Below are 18,921 nucleotides of genomic sequence, written 5' to 3' on the forward strand. Positions count from 1 at the left end.
CCCAGAGCCTTACCATTCGCGCAACTGATTCCACCGCGCGAGACCCAATGCCCCTCACCCCAAAACTCGACACCGTCGCGCTCGCGAGGCGTATCCGCCTCGACGTCATCCGCATGACGAACCGCGGAAAAAGCTCACATGTCGGCTCGGCGCTCTCCATCGCCGACATTCTCGCGACGCTTTACGGCGCGGCGTTGAATGTCGATCCGTTCGATCCGCAAAATCCCGACCGCGACCGCTTCATTCTCTCCAAGGGCCACGCCGGCGCGGCCGTTTATGCGGCGCTGGCGGAGACGGGTTTCTTCGACGCGACGCTGCTGGAGCAGCACTATCAGAACGGCTCGATCTTCTCGGGGCATGTCTCGCACAAGGGCGTGCCGGGGGTGGAGCTTTCCACCGGCGCGCTCGGCCATGGGCTGAATGTCGCGACCGGCATGGCGCTGGCGGCGAAACGCGGCCGCGAGAACTGGCGCGCCTTCGCGCTGCTCGGTGACGGCGAATGCGACGAGGGTTCGACATGGGAGGCGGCGATGTTCGCCGCGCATCACAGTCTCGACAATCTCGTCGCCATCATCGACTACAACAAGCTGCAAAGCCTCGCGAGCGTCGCCGACACTCTCGCGCTGGAGCCATTCGCGGACAAATGGCGCGCCTTCGGATGGGCGGTCGAGGAAATCGACGGCCATGACCATGCGCAACTCCTCGACGCCTTCGACCGCCTGCCCTTCGCGCCCGGAAAACCCGGCGTCCTCATTGCGCATACGACGAAGGGCAAAGGCGTGTCCTTCATGGAGAATCAGGTGGCCTGGCACTATCGCACGCCGCTCGGCGCCGATTTCGATCAGGCGATTTCGGAGCTGGAGTCGGCCGATGCGTGACGCCTTCATCGAGACGCTCACTGAACTCGCAGCCGAAGACCCGCGCGTCGTGCTCATCACCGGCGATCTGGGATATGGCGTGCTGACAAAATTCGTTGAGCGCTTTCCCAATCAATTCGTCAACGCCGGCGTCGCCGAGCAGAACATGACGTCCATCGCCGCTGGCATGGCGCTAGCAGGCTGGCGGGTCTACACTTATTCCATCGCAAATTTTCCGACGCTGCGTTGCCTCGAGCAGGTGCGCAACGACATCTGCTACCACGATTGCGACGTCACCATCGTCGCGGTGGGCGGCGGATTCTCGTATGGACAACTGGGCATGTCGCATTTCGCGACCGAAGACCTCGCCATCATGCGCGCGCTGCCGAACATGCGCGTCGTGGCGCCGACCGAGAAATGGGAGGCGCAGGATCTGACCCGCGACCTCGCGCGACAAAAAGGGCCGGCCTATCTGCGCATCGACAAGGACGCGGGCGGCATGGCGCGCCGTGAGGGCGAGCGCGCCACTGTCGGCAAGGCGCGTCGCGTGCGCGAAGGCGCGGACGCCACCATCATCGCGACGGGCGCAATAATGCGAGAAGCGCTCGCGGCCGCCGACAGTTTGTCGGCGCGGGGCGTCCAATGCCGCATCGAGGCGATGCACACGATCAAGCCGCTGGACGAAGAGGCGATCCTTTCGGCTGCAAGGGAAACCGGCGGGATCGTGACGCTCGAAGAGCACAACCGCGTCGGCGGCCTGATGGGCGCCGTTGCTGAAACGCTGGTGACGTCGGGCGCGCGGCCGGGGTTTTTCAGAAGCGTCGCGCTCGGCGACGTCTTCCCGAGCATTGTCGGCGACCAGTCATATCTACGCGGACGCTATGGGCTGGATGCGATGACTGTTCAGGACGCCATTGCGAGCGCGCTTGCGACAGGCGCCCCTCTGAAGCGCATGGCGAGCTCGGGCTGAACAGCGATTAAGCAACACGTGGCGAAAACCGTCTCAATCGCCTATTGTGCAAGCAGCCTGCGGGGATCGAAAGCGTAAGGGTGGCGCCATGAAGGCCGCCAGCGGTGGTCCTTCCCTCTCGCCACGTGGGCGCCGACAATAGCGGCGTCAAGCCGGATTCGTATCCCGGGCGGGAGTCAACATGTTCAAACTGAAAACGATTTTGAATGGCCGGCGAAAAGTCGCGGCCATTCTCGGAGCGTTCGCCTGCGCGATGACGCTCGCCTTCGCGGGGCCGGCCTCGGCTGAGACGCCCGACGAGACCTACAAGGCGCTTGGCCTCACCAAGTCCGCGTCGCCGAAGGAGCTCTACGAAGCGCTGACGAAGCGTTATCACGACGAAGCTCAGGGCGCCGGCAAGGGGTCGCTTGCGAAATATTGGGAGCCGATCCCGATTTCGAAATATCTGAACCCCCACAGCTTCTACAAGCCGCCACAGACCATCGACATCGACGCCTCGCGCGCGCAATGCGTCGAGTGCCATCAGCAGACCACGCCCGGCTGGACCCATAGCTGGCAAAAGAGCGTTCACGGCAATCTCGACGAGATCCGCAAGCTCCCCGACTCCGATTCACGCGCCTACAAGAAGGCGATGATCAAGGAGGTCGAGGACAATCTGCGTTCGATGGGAACGCTGAAGGCCGGCGAGAATCTGAAGGAAGTCGGCTGCATCGACTGTCACATGGGCGTCGGCAAGGACCACGGCCAGCACAAGGCCGAGCTGAAAATGCCCGACGCCGCGGCCTGCGGTCAGTGTCACGTCCAGCAATTCGCCGAGCGTGAATCGGAGCGCGACACCTTCACCTGGCCGCAGGGCCAGTGGAATCCGGGTCATCCCTCACACGCTCTTTCCTACAAGGCGAATGTCGAGAACGCGATCTGGGCCGCGATGGAGCAGCGCGAAGTGGCCGAGGGCTGCACCTTCTGTCACACGCCGCAGACGACCTGCAACAGCTGCCATACGCGCCACGAATTCTCCTCGGTCGAAGCCCGCAAGCCGCAGGCCTGCGCGCAGTGCCACAACGGCGTCGACCACAATGAATTCGAAAACTACATGCTCTCGAAGCATGGCACGGTCTACCAGACCCGCGGCGACAGCTGGGACTGGAACGCGCGTCTCGCGGACGCGATGGAAAAGGGCAATATGAACGCCCCGACCTGCCAGTTCTGCCATATGGAATATGAGGGCAAGTTCACCCACAACATGGTGCGCAAGTCGCGCTGGGCCTTCCTGCCCATGCCGAAGATCGCCGACAATCTGAACCATCCGTGGTTCGTCAAGCGCAAGGAATCGTGGGTTTCGACCTGCTCGAACTGTCACTCCGACAGCTTCGCCCGCGCCTATCTCGACGACATGGACAAGGGCGTGATTTCCGGCATCAACATCACGGAGCAGGCGCGCAGCGTGCTCGTGAAGCTTTACAACGACAAGCTGCTGCCGGGTCAGACGACCAACCGCCCTGCTCCGCCTCCGACGGAGAAGGACGAGCCCGGCGCGTTCTTCCAGCTGTTCTGGCAGAAGGGCAACAACCCGACGGCGGTGGAATACGAGTTCGCCGAGATGTGGGAGCACCACCAGATCAAGCACTACAAGGCGCTCGCCCACATGAATCCCGGCGGATACACCTACTCCGACGGCTGGTCGCAGCTCATCAAGAGCGCGGCGAAGATCAACGACGAGGACACGCGCCTGCGTGAAGCCGCAGAGATCCGCGCCGAGCTGAAGCGCATCTCGGGCCAGAAGCGCGGCGAACTCTACGATCTCGACTCGCCGGCGCGCCGCGCCTGGGCGGCCGGGCTCGGCGGTCTCGCGGTGCTCATCGGCGCCGGCCTGTTGTTCCTTCGCGACAGAAAGAAGGCGTAAGGCGCCCCTCGCGTGAGAGGTGCGTAAACTTGACAAGCAATCCGGAGCCGTAACCCGGTTCTGGATTGCTTTTTTCTTTTTCCGACGCTCTCGCCGTCAGGACAGAGCGCGAGACAGAGGTTTGAACCTTTTATGAGAGAGACCATCGGCGCCGTGCTTATCGCAGTGGGCGTGGCCCTGCTCGGCTGGGTCGCCTATTCCACGCTGCATCCGGTCGCGCATTATACTTTCACCCTGGCGCCCGCCCGGGCCGACGCCGTGAAGGAGGTCGAAAACCTTGGCCTCGCGCCAGAGGCGTTGCAGCGTGTCGAGATTACGAGCCCCGAGGAGCGCCGCCCCGTCGCAACCGGGCTCGTTGCGCGCGACGAAACCCGCCTCGCGCCGATCGTCTGGCGCAACGAAGTGACGGAGCCGATTTTTTTCGCCGACGCCTCCGCCGCCGACATGACCAAGGTGCTGGCAGCCATCCGCGAACATGTCCCGGAGGACGCCGTCGTTCTCGCGTGGTGGGATTTCTCACGCGCCATTCGCGTCGCCGCAAAACGACAGGCGCCGCTCGACGACCCGCAGGCGCGCGGACTCCTCATCCCCGCCGCCTGGGCCGGGGCGCGCGGCGACGAACGCGCCCGATGGGGCGCCGGCGCCAATCCGCAATCTGCGGAGTCGTTTGGCCAATTCATCGACGCGCTCACAGCGACGGATGAAGCGCAGGGCGCGGCGACGCTGAAAAAACTCGCCGGCGGCAAGCCCGCCTATGTGGCCGTGCATATTTCGGACGTCTGGAAAGCCGCGGCTGTGAAGCCGGAGCGTTTCTCCATCGGCTTCAAGGACTTCGCCTCGTCGGGCGTTTCGCATGGCGTTATCAAATCCGCGCAGCGATGGATGCGCGAGCAAAAGGTGGAGGGAGGCTTCGCGGTCGAGCCAATAGGCGGCGCGACGCGGCTGCATTATTTCCAAAGCAAGGGCGACAGCGATGCGCTCGTAGCGAAGCTCCTGCCCTTCTCGACGTCGAACCCAATGCAGCTCGAAGCGCTGGAACTTGTCTATCAGCACAAGGGCTGGTGGATATACCGACTGAAAGATTGAGTTGGAAGTCCATCGCCGTCCGTGGCGCGGCGCAGGATCGCAACCTCAATTTGCAGAAAGAGGAACATGCTCCGCGCTCGCCAGTTGACTCATTACGTCGCAAAAGTGGAGGCGCGTGATGAAACGACTTTACGTCACAGCCGCGCTGTCGATTGCGCTGGCCGGCTGGTTGTCCGCAGCAGGCGCCGAACCTCGCAAGGATGACAGCGGCAAGGAACCGGAGAACGGCTATCAGCGCGATGACAATGGCTGGCGCCAACGCGCGGAAGCCGGCCGTCTCGGCTGCAAGACCGAGTGGAAATGGGATGGAGTTCGATACAGGGACGAGGTGACGTGCAAGGACGGCTCAAGCCCGCCCCTGCATCGCAACTGATGGCGTGAGGCGCCGCGCGGCCTAGCTGCTGCGCAGCGCTCCTGCGAGACGGGCGATTCCGTCCTCAATCTCTTTCTCGGTCAGCGCAACGAATCCGAGCATCAGCAAACGATCGCCGCCGTCATTCTTGTCGAAGCGCAGCGCCGAACCGGTCGCGAGGGAGCAAACGCCGACGCCTGCGGCGAGCCCTCTCGCCTCGACCTCGGCGGCGTCCGGTAGACCTTCGGGCAGTTTCCAGACCAGATGCATGCCCGCCTGGTCGCCGAAGACCTCGCAGTGGCCGAAATGTTTCGCCAGCGCATTGAGCAGCGCATCGCGGCGCTCGCGATAGAGCTGACGGATGCGACGCAGATGACGGCCGAACTCGCCGCTGGCCATGAAGTCGGCCATGGCGGCCTGCTCCAGCCAGCTCTGGCCATTGTTCATGAGCATCTTCATGCGGCGGAAACTGTCGACGAGCCTGCGCGGCGCGACGACATAGCCGAGGCGCAGTCCAGGCCCCATGCATTTCGAGAAGGTGCCGAGATAAATGACGCGCTCGTTGCGATCGAGGCCCTTGAGCGCCGTCAGCGGCGAGCCGACAAAGCGGAAGTCGCTGTCGTAGTCGTCTTCCATGATGTAGGCGTCGTACTGCGTCGCCCATGACAGCAATTCGATGCGACGTTGCAAGCTCATCGTCACGCCGATCGGATATTGATGCGAGGGCGTGACATAGGCCACGGCGTCCCGCACATGTGGCAACCGCGACACGTCGAGTCCGTCGTGGTCGATCGGCGCCGGATGCAGCTTGGCTCCGAGGCTCTCGAGCACGAAGGCCGCCCCTTGGTAACAGGGCGATTCGATCACCGCCGTCGTCCCGGGTTTCACGAGCAGACGGCCGACAAGATTGAAGCCGTCCTGACAACCGCCGACGATGATGATCTGGTCCGGATCGGCGATGACGCCGCGCGCCGGCGCTAGATGCTTGGCGATCGCCTGCCGCAGTTCGAGCAGGCCGGCCGGATCGTTGTAGCTGGTAAGCTTTGAGCCCGCGGTCTTGAGCCGGGCCTTGATGTGTTGCGACCACGCCTTCAGCGGGAAGGACCGCGGATCAGGACGACCGACCCAGAAGTCGGCCACGAGCCGGCGCCGGTCGGGGTCGGCGAGGCGATGGGTGCGTAGCGCGCCCCCGGGAGCGACGGGCTCGGGCTCATCCTCGGCCGCAGGCTCCGCCGCATGGCCGCCGCCATTGTTTGCGGACGACAGGAAGGCCGTGTCCGGCAAATCCGGCGAGACGAAAGTGCCGACGTAAGGCTTGGTGCGGATATAGCCTTCCGCAATCAGCCGTTCATAGGCAAGCACCGCAGTATTGCGCGACACGCCGAGCTGATTGCTCAGCTCACGCGTCGTCGGCAAAGGATCGTCCCCCCGAAGCTGCCCGTTGAGGATCATCGAGCGGATCTGGTCGAAGATCTGATTCTGCAGGGTCGATTTGTCCGACTCCCGCAGAAGTATCGACAATTGCACATGTCCGCTCCGAACAACGGGAACCGGACGACCTATCGTGGAAATGCCCATCATGTGCCTCCTGACACACAGATAAGAGGCGTTTGGTCCAATACATAGATCCACGCCCGATTGGCGGACTGGCGCCACGATACATCTTGCTGCGACCAAAGATCGCAACCAACGAGATGTCAAAAAACCTTTAACTGGCGCCATTAGCTTCCCGGGTTCTGGCGCTTTCTAACGGCCATTTTTTGGTCGAAGCTTTAATTGCGCTAAATCGGCGCTCGGGGAGGAAACGAATGGCTCTGACTCACTCGCAAATCGTTCCGACCGCGTTTTGGGTCGGCTTTCTGGTGCTTGGCCTCATCACCAGTTCCTCTGGTCCGGAAAAGCGCCACAGCGCTCAGGCCACGCGCAGCGTCAAGGCGGCAAAGTCTTCGCCGGCGCCCATCGGCGCAGTGGCTGCCGAGACGACGGCCCTGGACGCGCGCGACGCGAAGCCTTTGAAAGAGGCCGAACTCGCCGACTGACGGCGCTCCTCTTCCTCCCGACTTCCGGGCGCCAATATTGGCGCCTTTTTTGTTGCCCGGAACCGCTCGTTCAAGGTCTTTCGGCAGAGCGGCCAACCGGTAGTCCGCCGCCTTGATTTGATGAAACCGGCTTCCTATCTCTTCCACAAGGTGACGCTAACGGCGTGATCGAAGATGCGGCCCGAGCGCGGATGTAGCGACGGGCCGTTTCGCTGTGAGGAGGACGTCATGCCGGATGGCCTTGTGAAGCTCATGATTATCGGTACCCTCGGTTTCTTCGTGGGCGCCGCCCTCATCGGTTGGGCTTACGGCTGATCCCGCGTGGTCGGCGCAGAGGCCGCCTGCCCGGTTTTCGCTTCCTCTCGCATTTGCGCCAACCTCTTCCCGCCTCGCAAGGGCGCGACGTGAGTGAGCGCCGTGATCGACAGGAATCCGCCGATCCACGCGCCGACAGCCGCGAATAGAACATAGGCCCAGTTCGACGTGTAGCTGATGACCGCAAATGCGGAAAGCAGGTACCATATGCTGCTCCAGCTCGCGGCCGCAATTCGACGGCGCTCGGAAACGGCCGCATTGAAAAATACATAGACAGCGTCGGTGATCGCCGTCGATGCGACGACCCCTGCGGCAATCAATGGGTCGATCGTCGGGAAATCCATATGATCCTCCGCTTCTGCCTCAGCTCCGGCTACCGTCGCCGCAAGCGAAACATTGTCGACGGGGTCGATCAAGCGGTCGCCGTGATGCTTGTGGACAAAGCGCCATCATCAAATATTTTGGCGGCCGCGCCCAAATCACGGACAATCCGGCGAGCATGAGAACGAAGGCGTCGGCGCTCCATCGCCAATTCCGCTTTCCCGCCGCCTCATCAACGATCGATAGCATGGATTTCGCCGACGGGCACAACGGCGCAGGCGCGCGCGGACTGACGGGCGACAAGTTCTCGCGCCCCCCGTTTCCCCACGGCGCGATCCGCACTGAGAATGCGCCCGCTTATCCAGACCACGACAGTGAGACGCAAAATCCCTTCACGTGATTTGAATCGGTCCACCGTCTCGCCCGGCGCGGCCGCCTGTTTGATAGGCAGTGACTGCCGGATCAGGACCTTTGGAAAAACGCAGGTGAGATCGTTAGCGACGCTCGCCCTCAACCTCGACGCCAAAGCGTGAAGCCAATTTCCATCAATCAACCCGCGTCGGCAATCAATCTGACACTCCAGATGATGTAAATATCCGACTATGGAGCACCCAGCGTAATGCTTTCCATCAGCCGCCGCCAAATATCATCGCAAAGCTTCCCAACGCTGCGACGAGCATTGATATGGCTACGGCGTTGAAAATTTGCGGACGTATCATTTCTTAATTTCCATCGTCCCGCATAGAGCGACGATTGAAACTCGGATGCAATTCCCCAATTTGCCGCACCCGCCGATTTCGGAGAGTTCCGATATGGTTACCTCCCCTAAACTTCCCCCTCGGCAATGTCTGTTCAGGACGTATGCTTGAAGACCACGCCTTGCTCGGACCAGGGGAGACGGATGATGCGGCAGCCGCGGTCCGCGAAAAACCTTTCGAAACGGCCAGGGTGCGCGCCAGTTAGTCCGTAATTGTCAAGCACGAAAGGTGCTCCGGGCGCCAGCCGGTCCCAAATATGTTTGCATGCCTCAGCCTGCAGGGTGAGGTCGAAATGCGCGAAGCAATAGCTGCAAGTGGATAGTTTTGCCAGAATCGCCTTTTCGTTGGCGCGCCCTACGAGCATCTTTACGCCGGGATAGAATGCCAATGCGCGCTCGATCTCGTCATTGCACATGGTCGCGGTGTTGCTGGTAGCATGCATTTCGAACGGATCGACAATATAGAGGTGGCGCTCTTCCTTGTTCCAGGAAAGAATTTTCGCGAGATACCAGGCGCTGCCACCCTGCCAAGATCCGACCTCGATCACATCGCCGGGCAGGCGCAAAGAGTAGCGGAGAAGCTCCATGAGGAAACACAGTTTTTGGCGAGTCATCATGGTAAGCGGGGCACTATCGGCCTGCGCGAAAATATCTTTGTAAATCTGTTCCTGAGTGAATGGATCGATCTTTTGCGTCGGCCGCTCGCCGAAGCGCGGGGGGATGTGCAAACGGACTGCATCGCCATAGAATGTCGCAATGCGGTCAGCGTAGTCATAGGCCAGCAGGTAGTCGCACACCGCCAGATGCGTGATGTCCAGCCGCTCCGTGTCGCTCACCACCGGCTTGCCGCGGAAGGTGATGCCGGTTTTCCATTCAGCAGGATCGTGAAAACCGATGATCGCGTCGCCGCATAGATTGACCAAGTGCTTGGCGCATTCGTTGAAGCCGATGAGACCGATGCGAACGCCGTCCTTGCTGCAAAAATCAAAGAGGTTCTGGAGCGCCTGGTGCTCCTTGAAGTGCGGAATGTTGGCAATTGGGTAGATCGGCTGCGTCATGAAGACCTCTTCTCGCTTATCGGCACAACAGATGCGTTAAATTGCTCCGCCGCCTTGCCGTATTTTAAGCGCCGCGCCCCAGAACGGCCTCCTTCACGCTCTCGTAGATGGCGGGCAACCCGCCATCCGGCTCGAACTGTTCAAGGAGGCTGCGCCGCTTCTCCTCTATTTTCGCCAAATGCGACGCAACGCCCGGAAGTGCGCGCAGCATCTGCATCTCGGCCTCGACGGCGCGGATCAGCGACTCCGGCGCCGGATGGTAATTCCGCGGCGTCTCACGCGCGTTGTTGGTGAAAGTGAAGAAGTCTTTGAACTCGCGCTTCCAAATCGTATGATTGGTCAACGCGTCGCCGCGCGCTTTCTTGACAGCGAACTCCTCGAACGACTTGCACCAGTAATGCGCGAGCCTGCCGCTGGTAAAGACCGGATCAAGTTTCTTCTGCCGTAACGACCAGTCCAGCCTCGTGAAATCCGCGCGCGCCAGAAATCCGTCGGGCGGAATGTTCGGGTAATGGACGCGGTGCAGGGAGATGATGTCGCGTAGCCGCACAAGGCTTTTGATTCCCGGCCGCCCCTTCCCATGCGGAAAGCGCCTGCATAGGGGTCGCTGCTCATAGGCATAGACGTAGCCGCTGAAATACAAGACCCAGTTGAAGCAGATCGCGGAAGGAGCGCGCGCGGGGAAATGAGCCAGCGCATCGTCGATGAGCGCGCCGATCGAAAAACCATAATGCTCTGCGGGCACGAGGAACTCGTCGCCGTCGATCACCAGCGCCCATTCATGCTCCCACAGTTCCGGCAGAAGGTGCAGCGCGTGCGCATACACCTTTTGCTGCGGATCGTGCGGCCGGGCCGGATCCATTTTGTTGTCGATATAGGTGATGACGCCGTGCTCCGCGAGGCTGCGCAAAAGGCCTTCGGAGCCATCCAGATTATCGTTGGAATAGATGAACAGCGTGTCGAACCCTAGCACGCGGTAATGCGCCACCCATTCAAGCAAATAGGGACCTTCGTCGCGCATCGTCGCCACCACCGCGGCGCGACGGCTGGGCCGAATCTGGCGCAATTTGAAGGCGTTCAGCCAGTGGACCGCGCTCCAGCTTTCATGCCCGCGTGTTTCTGCGATCGCGTCCCGCGTTTCGTTCGCCACTTGCAGCCTCGCGAGCGGCGCGCTCTGCATGTGACGTTTCGCGTATGAGCTCCGTTCGGCTGACACAATGATTGTCTGAAGCAACGCCTGTTCGATTGGCGTGGTGGCCAGATCCGCAATGCTGGACTCGCGCGGGTCGCGTGCGAAGTTCAGCAGAGCGTTCAGCCGGGTCTGCGGAACATTCATTTCCCCGGCGAGCGCGGCGAGATTGCCCTCTCGCGGATTTGGCCCCAGCAAGTTTTCGAATAATGCGAACAGCCCATCCGGATCGCGCGTGCGGCGCAGGCCGGCTTGCGCCGTGGCGTTACCTGGGTTGATGCGCGCCGCTGCCGCGAACGCCGTGCGGGCGGCGGCGATCTCATGCTTCTCTTCCAGCAACTGGCCGAGTCGCAACTGCAGCGCCATGTTTCCCGGGACATGCGCAATAGCGTCGCGCAGAAGGTTGATGGCCTCCTCCAGCCTTCCGCGTCGAAAAAAGATCGTGGTCAACGCAACGAGCGCGCCCGCGTGGTGTGGGGCGAGCGTCAGAGCGGCGCGAAACGCCGCTTCTGCCGCCTCGTCAGGCCGGCGCGTCCTGAACAGCAAGTGGCCCAGATCCACGCGCAGTTCCGGATTGCCTGGCGCGAGTTCTATTTTAGCCTGCAATGCGGCAATCGTCTCGTTCTCTTCGCCCCGCTGTTTCAATGTTGCGCCAAGTGACGCGTAAGTCCCGGCGACGCTCGGGTCGATTGATTGCGCGATTTGGAAGGCGGCTGCGGCTTCGTCCCAGCGACCGAAATTCCCGAGCAGTTGCGCCGCCTGCACCTGCAACCCGGCGATTTCCGGCGCGATCTTGGCAGCCTTGAGCGCTACTTCCAACTCCTCCTCGCGCCGGCCCTGATGAAAATAAGCGGCGGCAAGTCCGTTCAGCGCGCCGATATGCAAGGGCATCAGGGCCAGGACCGCTTGAAACGCCCGTATCGCCTCCGCCGGCTCGCTATCTTGCACCCTCTCCCAACCGGTTTCGAGAAGCGCCTGGATCTCGGCGGCTCGGTCGTCGCGTTCCGACGCGCCGGCGGCGTCTATGTCCGAGGCGGTGATGCCGGCAATCTCCGTTACCCCCGCGGTCGGCTTGCTGTCGGGTATTGGCGGCTCGGGAACGCTCCCTATGCGACAAGGCGTCTCAGACATATTTCGAATTTGGCCGTGTTTCTGCCCAGCGCCATCAATGCCATATTTTATGTAAAATGACACGGATATGCGTGCGTCGCCAATGGGCGTCTACGGACATCAGAGCAATTCATTGAAAACGGGGGCGAATGGACGGCGCGGGTCGCGCAGAGTTTGTCGGAATAGCAGCCGGACGAAACGGGCGCAGTGATGCGGAGACGAAGAAACCCGCCAGCGAGGCGAGGGAGGGTCGGTCGACGCATTGAGACTACGCAGAGGTGTGGGCCTCACAACGCGCCGCCATTTGCCGGGCCTACTGTTTCCGCAGGATACGACCGGTTCCTGGTGATTTACGCTGAGGATCTGACATAAAATGGTGGGCGCGACAGGGATTGAACCTGTGACCCCTACGACGTCAACGCACGAATCCTCAATGCGCGCATCCAATGCATTGTTTTTATTGATTTATTCCGCGCGAAAACCCGCACAATCGGACTTGCACGAAACATGCACAATCAAACGACGCAGTTCGAGCGGTCGAAAACAAATGCCCCTATCGATTTGATTATATTACATTTTTAGTGCTACTGTTCGCGGTCGTCTCTGGGGGGCAACGAGCAAATGACTATTCACACCGATACAAGCGAAAAAAACACCGTAACGAGAAGTGTGTTGACCGACGCTGTTTACCGTTGCACCCCAACGCTATCGCGCGAAGAAGCACGCGAGATGAGCTGCTGCCGGTTTCGTGGACGCCGAGTTAAGTTACTCCCACCTTCTTTTCGAACTCAACCGGGCTGACGTAGCCGATCGTCGAATGCCTGCGGACGGGGTTGTAGAACCGCTCGACGTAATCGAAGACGTCTGCCCGGGCGTCGTCACGCGTGCGGTAGAGTTTCTTCCCGATCCGCTCCGTCTTCAGTGAAGAGAAGAAGCTCTCCATCGCCGCATTGTCCCAGACATTGCCGGATCGGCTCATCGAGCAAACGACGCCATTGTCGGCCATGAGGCGCTGGAACTGCTCGCTCGTATATTGGCTGCCCCTGTCGGAGTGATGCAGCAAGGCGTCCGGCTTGCCGCGACGCCAGATCGCCATCATCAATGCATCCGCGACAAGACCAGCGGTCATCTCGGCTTTCATCGACCAGCCGACGACCCTTCGCGAGAACAGGTCGATGACTGCGGCGACGTAGAGCCAGCCTTCCGCCGTCCAAATATAGGTGAAGTCGGCGATCCACTTCTGGTTCGGCGCTTGCGCGGCGAACTGCCGGTCGAGAACATTCGGCGCGACGACCGCCGACCTTTGTCCGTCGTCCTTCGGCTGACCCCGGCGACGCGGTCGCGCCCGCAAGGCGTTTGCCCGCATCAACCGTTCGATCTTGTGCAGGCCGCAGGAGACGCCTTCGGCTAGAACGTCCCGCCAGACGCGGCGGGCGCCGTAGGTTCGGGCGCTGCCCACGAAGCTCGCGCGGATTTTCTTTGTCAGCTCCTCGTCCGCGACCGATCGGGCGCTCGGCCCGCGACGCAGCCAGGCGTGAAAGCCCGATCGGGACACGTCCAGCGCTTCGCAGAGCCACGCCACCGGCCAGACGCTCCGGTGCTTTGCGACGAAAGCGAACCTCATTTCGCTTCCCTCGCAAAGAAGGCTGCGGCCTTTTTTAGAATGTCGCGCTCCGCCCGCAGTTTGGCGACCTCACGGCGCAGCCTTTCGATCTCCAGTTGCTCCGGCTTCTGCTGGCCGTGTCCGGGGAAGGCCTGCACGGGATCCGTCGTCAGCTCCCGAACCCAGCGCCGCAACACGTTCTCATGCACATCCAGATCGCGGCAGGCCTGCGCGACGGTGACGCCGCGCTCCTTCACCAACCGAACCGCCTCGACCTTGAACTCCCGACTGAATATCCGTCTCGCCATAACAAACCTCCGGCCTCATGAAACACCGTTTCTCGGCGTCCACGAAACCGGCAGCAGCTCACTCAAAGGTGTTCTTGCACCAGTCCTTTATATTGATGAGAGTGTAGTTGAGCGGGGTGCCATCATCTCGCGTGAAGTTGTTTCGCTCGCGCAAGGTGCGGGAGGCGGTAAAGACATCGGGCGTGATGATTTCGTCGATGAGGCGGTCAAATTCTGAGTCAGTGAGGCGGACGCCATTCAGCGCTTGGAACTTCTCACGGAAGTTCTGGTCCAGAGTGGCGCGATCGTGGATGTCCGGACGGTAACTATACTTAAGTTCTTGGAGCTTGGAGATTAGGTCCCGCTCAATTTTGCTTTCTGCCGTCGTCAATGGGCTGCCTCAGACTTGTTCATTTCAAACTTGCGGCGTGAAATATCCATTCTTCCTCTCATCTCGTTGCCGCCACACCAAATCAACCCTAAGAAACAACAATATCTCAGCTGCGGGTTGAGCAGGCAAGACCGGTTGCGCCCGCGGCGCGCGTCGCGCTCGGCCTGTCAGTCCGACAAGCTGCCGAGATTACGGGCGTTTCTCATGAGACGATCACCCGGATCGAGGCTGGGCGCGAGGACGTGAAACAGGCCACGGTTGAGAAGGTGCGCGAAGCCCTCGAAGCGGCCGGCGTCGTCTTCCTCGCGTCAGGGGAGATGATCGACGGGGGCGTGGAGGGCAGATGATGACCGAAGATCAGCGCTCAGGCGTCCCGTTCGTCGACATCCGGCCCGGTTGCTGCCACTGGCCGCTCGGCGCGCGGACTGATCGCCCGACCGCTTCTGCGCCGCGCCTGCCACGATCGGCTCACCATATTGCGCCGACCACCGGGCGCACTCCTATGTCCCTAGCGCAGACGGCCGGCGATGGCGGGGCGGGCCGGTGGCCAGTTGGCGCGGGTGTGATCGGGGGCGCGACGACAGCGCCTACATCGAGCCGCGAAATCCCCCGCTTGCGTCCCCCATGCGTCCCCGCCTTTCAGCACGGTCGCTGGTATTTTCTGCAAGTCTTTGATTTGAATGGTGGGCGCGACAGGGATTGAACCTGTGACCCCTACGATGTCAACGTAGTGCTCTCCCGCTGAGCTACGCGCCCCAGAGCCGCTGAACGGCTCGAGCGCCCCGCATATACTGGCGATTCTGGCGGCGCGCAAGCGCCAACGGCGCTGGTCGTCGAAATTCCTGTTTTCCCGGGGCGATCGGCCGGAATGCGGGCCCCGGCCGGCTCAATTGTTAGCGAATCGTAAAATTTCGGCCGACGGCGCGTGAAAGATTTGTGACGCGCGACGATTTCTCTCCTTGCGGGCCACGATGGTTGTGGCATGCTTGGCCATGCCCTCGCTCGACGAGAGGAGAGCTACAAAGGAGGTTTCGCATGTCCTTGCAAGGTCATATCGTCGAACTCCAACGCCGCCACGAGGCGCTCAAGAAGGAAATCGAGAAGGAACAGCTCCACCCCCACGCGGACGAAACGAAAATCCTGGAGCTGAAGCGGAAGAAGTTGCAGATAAAGGATGAACTGGCCAAATTGGCGGTCAGCGAAACGCGACACTGAAGCGATCACTGTATCATCCTGACGACCGATGAGGGTCAAAGGCAGCCATGGGCGGAGAGCGATCTCCGCCTTATTTTTTGGCGCATAGCTTGCTCCTCGCTCGCGCCAGATCAAAGAGACCGCCGCCCCATGCCCGTGACCGACAGCTACCGCCCCGAGACCCTCCATGAAGGTCTCGGCGATCCCTTTTTCGACCGGGTAGAGGCGGCGCGCTTTCCGAAGCATGTACTGCGCTATCGCAACCAGCGCTGGGCCGCGCGCGTTGGGCTCGATGGGCTGACGGATGAGGAATGGATCGCCCATTTCGGGCGTTTCGAGCCCCTGCCCGACGGCCTGCGCCAGCCGCTCGCCTTGCGCTACCACGGCCATCAGTTCCGCGTTTACAACCCTGACCTCGGCGACGGCCGCGGCTTCCTCTTCGCTCAGTTGCGCGACGACGCGGACGGTCGCCTACTCGACCTCGGCACGAAAGGCAGCGGCCAGACGCCCTGGTCGCGACGCGGCGACGGACGCCTGACGCTGAAAGGCGGCGTGCGTGAAATCCTCGCCACCGAAATGCTGGAGGCGCTCGGCGTCGACACCTCCAAGACCTTCAGCCTGATCGAGACCGGCGAAGCGCTCATGCGCGGCGACGAGCCCTCGCCGACGCGCTCCAGCGTGCTGGTGCGGCTGTCGCATTCGCATATCCGGATCGGCACCTTCCAGCGCCTCGCCTTCCATGAGGACAAGCCCGCGATCGATCGGTTGCTCGACCATGTCTGCCGGCATTATTTCCCCGCTCTGGCGGAGCTGCCCGGCCCCGCCAAGGCCCTCGCATTTCTGGGGGAAGTCGTCGCCCGGGTCGCCCGGCTCGGCGCGGGCTACATGTCGGCGGGTTTCGTCCATGGCGTGCTGAATTCGGACAATATCAACGTCACCGGCGAAAGCTTCGATTACGGGCCATGGCGCTTCGCGCCATCCTACGACCCGCAGTTCACGGCCGCCTATTTCGACGAAACCGGGCTCTACGCCTTTGGCCGGCAGCCCGGCGCGCTGGGGTGGAATCTCGCCCGACTTGCCGAATGTCTCCTGCATTTGACGGGGCTGGAGGCGGCCGAGAAGGCGCTGGACGTGTTTCCAGGCCTTATCCAGCAGGAGTTCCGCGCGGCGCTGCTTAGGCGGCTCGCGCTCGCGCCGGCGGGTGAGGAGGCCGACGCCCGGCTCGCCAAGGCTTTCGTGGATTTCCTCATCGCGACGCGGGCGCCCTTCGAGCAGACCTTCTTCGACTGGCGCGGCGGCCTCGCGAGCGTGGATCGGGCCAGGTCGAGCCCGTCGGCCTCCTATTACGAGACGGCAGAATTCGCGCCCCTGCGCGCCGCTCTCGCCGAGCATGAGGCGACGCCGGCCGCTCGGCTCGACCACCCCTATTTCCGTCGCCCCGCGCCGTGCACGATGCTGATCGACGAAGTCGAGGCGATCTGGGCGCCCATCGCGGAGAGGGACGACTGGTCCGCGATTCAGGCCAAGATCGCGGAAATCGCCCAGATGCGCGACGCCTATGAGGCGTGACAAGCTTCGCGACAGACGCGGCGCCATTTCCGCTTGAACGCGACTTGGGTGCGGCGCGATAATCGCACCGAAGAGAAATTCGATTCTCGCGCGCTGTGAAGCGCGATACGGATGCGGCGATGAACGATAATCCGAGCGACGCCGAGCAGAGCGCCATTCGCGCCGAGCTAGAGCGCCTGCGTCTCGAACATCACGACCTGGAAGCCGCCATCGACGCGCTGATCGCCGTCGGCGCGATAGATCAGTTGCAGATCCAGCGTCTCAAGAAACGCAAGCTGCTGTTGCGCGACCGCATCTCGGCCCTCGAAGACCAGCTGACCCCCGACATCATCGCCTGACGGCACACGGCTTGAAGCCCCCGGACCATAGGCCGATCCACCGTCCCAATTCGGGACAGAAGCGGATCGCCTTCGGTCAATTTCAGGGAGTCAGGCCATGCCCCGTCTCGGTCTTTCGATCAGCGAATCTTTCGACGCGCGCCGCAAGGTCAGCAAACCGGATCGTTTCGGACGCCGGGTGCGCCACGTAAACGGCGTCTACCATGTCGGCGAGAAGCCGGAGCGGCCCTTGTTCGGCCCGCTCTTCCTCAAGCTCGCCTTCGCGCTCTCGATCATCGCCATGCTGGCGATGTCGCTGGCCATGTGGCGACTGTTCCATTTCCCGCACTGAACCTACTTCGGCAGAAAGCCGAGGGCGCGGAGCAGGAACGGCATCGTCAGGCCCTGCACGACGATGGAGAAGGCGACGACGCCGAATGTGACGACCACGATCGTGTCGCGCATCGGCAGCGTCGCCGGCAGCGATAGCGCGAGCGCCAAAGCGAGGGCGCCGCGCAACCCGCCCCACCACAGAACATGCTGCTCGGAGAAGGTCACCTTCCAGCGCGAGGGAAGGAAAAGCGCGCTGAGCGGATAAACGGTCAGCGCGCGTCCGGCTAGCGTGATGCCTATGATCGCGAAAATGAGCGGCAGCCCGTATGATTCGAAGGGAGTTGTCGCCACATCGAGGCCGATCATCAGAAACACCGCCGAATTGGCGACGAAGGCCGCGAACTCCCAGAAGCCATGCACGAATTCGCGGCCCTTGAGGCTGAGATAGCCGCCCTCGCCCTCGCGCAGCAGGCCAAGATTGCCCATCATCAGACCCGCCGTCACCGTCGCCAGCACGCCCGAAAAATGGAAATGTTCGGCAAGGAGGAAGGAACCGAAGGCCGCGATGGTCGTCAGCGCCGCCTCGATCAAATGCTCCGATGTGCGGAAGGAGGCAATTATTGCGGCCCCGCCGCAGAGGGCCCCGACGGCGACGCCGCCGAATACGATCTTCAACAGCGTCAGGAGAGTGTCGCCCGCGCCCTGCCCGGCCGAACCCTCCGCCCAGGCCAGCGCCATGACGAACAGCACCGCCGCCGCGCCGTCGTTCAACAGGCTTTCGCTCTCGACGAGAAGCCGCAGCCGGCCCTTCAGCCCATTGTCCTTGAACATTGCGATGATCGCGACGGGGTCCGTCGCCGCGATCAATGCGCCGAAAACCATAGCGGACGGCAGCGGCCAGCCGAGTAGCGTCACCGTCGCCGTCGTCACGAAAGCGGCCGAAACCACGGTGCCGACGCCGGCCAGAGCCAGCAGCGGCAGGGAGTCTCGCAGCAATTCGCGCCACGAAAGCGTCAGCGCCGCCTCGAAGAGAAGCGGCGGAAGGATCAGGTCATAGATCAGGTCGTGCGTCAGATGCGGGCCAACGTCCGGCGCGGTCATGGCAATGACGGCGCCGACGATAACCAGTCCCACCGTGTAAGGCAGCCGCACCTGCCGCGCGGCGATGGCGACGATCATCGCAACCGCGAGGATGGCGACCCCCTGCCTCAGTTGTTCGTCCATGTCGGTAGTTCGCTCCTGCGGCGTTTCCGGTTCGGTCCATGGCGCG

Annotated in this window: 19 protein-coding genes and 1 tRNA gene; 12 read left to right on the forward strand and 8 right to left on the reverse strand. The window is 62.1% G+C overall.

Features of this window, described 5'->3' with window-relative positions; translation table 11 throughout:
- Window positions 1-47: 47 nt before the first annotated feature.
- From LG047_RS03435 to LG047_RS03455, 5 genes are all read left to right on the forward strand, one after another.
- A complete protein-coding gene (locus LG047_RS03435; RefSeq protein WP_227965416.1) occupies window positions 48-878 on the forward strand; it encodes a transketolase in 831 nt (276 codons plus the stop codon).
- Window positions 871-1,827, forward strand: a complete 957-nt coding sequence (locus LG047_RS03440; protein ID WP_227965418.1) for a transketolase family protein — start codon at window positions 871-873, stop codon at window positions 1,825-1,827. The genes LG047_RS03435 and LG047_RS03440 overlap by 8 nt, the downstream gene beginning before the upstream one ends.
- 181 nt (window positions 1,828-2,008) lie before the next feature.
- A complete protein-coding gene (locus LG047_RS03445) occupies window positions 2,009-3,730 on the forward strand; it encodes a multiheme c-type cytochrome (protein ID WP_227965420.1) in 1,722 nt (573 codons plus the stop codon).
- 132 nt (window positions 3,731-3,862) lie between these two features.
- Complete coding sequence (haoB, locus tag LG047_RS03450; protein WP_227965422.1) at window positions 3,863-4,816, forward strand: hydroxylamine oxidation protein HaoB; 954 nt, start codon at window positions 3,863-3,865, stop codon at window positions 4,814-4,816.
- A gap of 118 nt (window positions 4,817-4,934) precedes the next feature.
- Window positions 4,935-5,189 carry a hypothetical protein gene (locus LG047_RS03455; protein WP_227965424.1) on the forward strand — a complete coding sequence of 85 codons (255 nt, stop codon included), beginning with the start codon at window positions 4,935-4,937 and terminating at the stop codon, window positions 5,187-5,189.
- A 21-nt stretch (window positions 5,190-5,210) separates the two neighbouring features.
- On the opposite strand, the gene LG047_RS03460 is transcribed toward LG047_RS03455, so the two are convergent.
- Entirely contained in the window at window positions 5,211-6,749 is a 1,539-nt protein-coding gene (locus tag LG047_RS03460; RefSeq protein ID WP_227965426.1) for a PLP-dependent aminotransferase family protein, read from the reverse strand.
- Between the two features lie 227 nt (window positions 6,750-6,976).
- Here LG047_RS03460 and LG047_RS03465 point away from each other — a divergent pair, with 227 nt between their 5' ends.
- Window positions 6,977-7,207 carry a hypothetical protein gene (locus LG047_RS03465; protein ID WP_227965427.1) on the forward strand — a complete coding sequence of 77 codons (231 nt, stop codon included), beginning with the start codon at window positions 6,977-6,979 and terminating at the stop codon, window positions 7,205-7,207.
- Window positions 7,208-7,512: 305 nt separating this feature from the next.
- Here LG047_RS03465 and LG047_RS03470 read toward each other — a convergent pair whose 3' ends face one another.
- The gene (locus tag LG047_RS03470) at window positions 7,513-7,866 is read right to left on the reverse strand and encodes a hypothetical protein (RefSeq protein WP_227968418.1); all 354 of its coding nucleotides are present in this window, start codon (window positions 7,864-7,866) and stop codon (window positions 7,513-7,515) included.
- 224 nt (window positions 7,867-8,090) lie between these two features.
- Here LG047_RS03470 and LG047_RS03475 point away from each other — a divergent pair, with 224 nt between their 5' ends.
- A complete protein-coding gene (locus LG047_RS03475) occupies window positions 8,091-8,243 on the forward strand; it encodes a hypothetical protein (RefSeq protein ID WP_227965434.1) in 153 nt (50 codons plus the stop codon).
- 452 nt (window positions 8,244-8,695) lie between these two features.
- Here LG047_RS03475 and LG047_RS03480 read toward each other — a convergent pair whose 3' ends face one another.
- The 4 genes from LG047_RS03480 to LG047_RS03495 form a co-directional block, all read right to left on the reverse strand.
- Complete coding sequence (locus tag LG047_RS03480; RefSeq protein WP_227965436.1) at window positions 8,696-9,658, reverse strand: TylF/MycF/NovP-related O-methyltransferase; 963 nt, start codon at window positions 9,656-9,658, stop codon at window positions 8,696-8,698.
- A gap of 64 nt (window positions 9,659-9,722) precedes the next feature.
- Window positions 9,723-11,978 carry a tetratricopeptide repeat protein gene (locus LG047_RS03485; RefSeq protein ID WP_227965438.1) on the reverse strand — a complete coding sequence of 752 codons (2,256 nt, stop codon included), beginning with the start codon at window positions 11,976-11,978 and terminating at the stop codon, window positions 9,723-9,725.
- 739 nt (window positions 11,979-12,717) lie between these two features.
- Window positions 12,718-13,868 (reverse strand): IS3 family transposase gene (locus tag LG047_RS03490; RefSeq protein WP_370634952.1). Its coding sequence is split into 2 segments (ribosomal slippage): window positions 12,718-13,607 and window positions 13,607-13,868, totalling 1,152 coding nucleotides; the frame shifts between segments, so codons are not numbered across the junction.
- Between the two features lie 58 nt (window positions 13,869-13,926).
- On the reverse strand, window positions 13,927-14,238 hold the full coding sequence (locus tag LG047_RS03495) for a type I restriction endonuclease (RefSeq protein WP_227965440.1): 312 nt from the start codon (window positions 14,236-14,238) through the stop codon (window positions 13,927-13,929).
- A gap of 110 nt (window positions 14,239-14,348) precedes the next feature.
- Here LG047_RS03495 and LG047_RS03500 point away from each other — a divergent pair, with 110 nt between their 5' ends.
- A complete protein-coding gene (locus LG047_RS03500; protein WP_227968419.1) occupies window positions 14,349-14,585 on the forward strand; it encodes a helix-turn-helix transcriptional regulator in 237 nt (78 codons plus the stop codon).
- Between the two features lie 334 nt (window positions 14,586-14,919).
- Here the strand turns inward: LG047_RS03500 and LG047_RS03505 are convergent.
- A tRNA-Val gene (locus LG047_RS03505) sits at window positions 14,920-14,994 on the reverse strand.
- A 279-nt stretch (window positions 14,995-15,273) separates the two neighbouring features.
- On the opposite strand from LG047_RS03505, the gene LG047_RS03510 reads away from it, so the two are divergent.
- The 4 genes from LG047_RS03510 to LG047_RS03525 all read left to right on the forward strand — a co-directional run bounded on the left by LG047_RS03510 (window position 15,274) and on the right by LG047_RS03525 (window position 17,670).
- Window positions 15,274-15,453 (forward strand): YdcH family protein, encoded by a 180-nt coding sequence (locus LG047_RS03510; RefSeq protein WP_036282345.1) that lies wholly within the window; start codon window positions 15,274-15,276, stop codon window positions 15,451-15,453.
- Window positions 15,454-15,582: 129 nt separating this feature from the next.
- Window positions 15,583-17,001, forward strand: a complete 1,419-nt coding sequence (locus LG047_RS03515) for a protein adenylyltransferase SelO (RefSeq protein WP_227965442.1) — start codon at window positions 15,583-15,585, stop codon at window positions 16,999-17,001.
- 119 nt (window positions 17,002-17,120) lie between these two features.
- Window positions 17,121-17,339 carry a YdcH family protein gene (locus tag LG047_RS03520; protein ID WP_036287403.1) on the forward strand — a complete coding sequence of 73 codons (219 nt, stop codon included), beginning with the start codon at window positions 17,121-17,123 and terminating at the stop codon, window positions 17,337-17,339.
- A gap of 97 nt (window positions 17,340-17,436) precedes the next feature.
- Complete coding sequence (locus LG047_RS03525; protein ID WP_036282348.1) at window positions 17,437-17,670, forward strand: hypothetical protein; 234 nt, start codon at window positions 17,437-17,439, stop codon at window positions 17,668-17,670.
- A 2-nt stretch (window positions 17,671-17,672) separates the two neighbouring features.
- Here the strand turns inward: LG047_RS03525 and LG047_RS03530 are convergent, their stop codons facing one another.
- The gene (locus tag LG047_RS03530; RefSeq protein ID WP_227965444.1) at window positions 17,673-18,875 is read right to left on the reverse strand and encodes a sodium:proton antiporter; all 1,203 of its coding nucleotides are present in this window, start codon (window positions 18,873-18,875) and stop codon (window positions 17,673-17,675) included.
- Between the last annotated feature and the right edge of the window lie 46 nt (window positions 18,876-18,921).

The organism is Methylocystis sp. WRRC1 (genome assembly GCF_020733155.1).
Taxonomy (GTDB): Bacteria; Pseudomonadota; Alphaproteobacteria; order Rhizobiales; family Beijerinckiaceae; genus Methylocystis.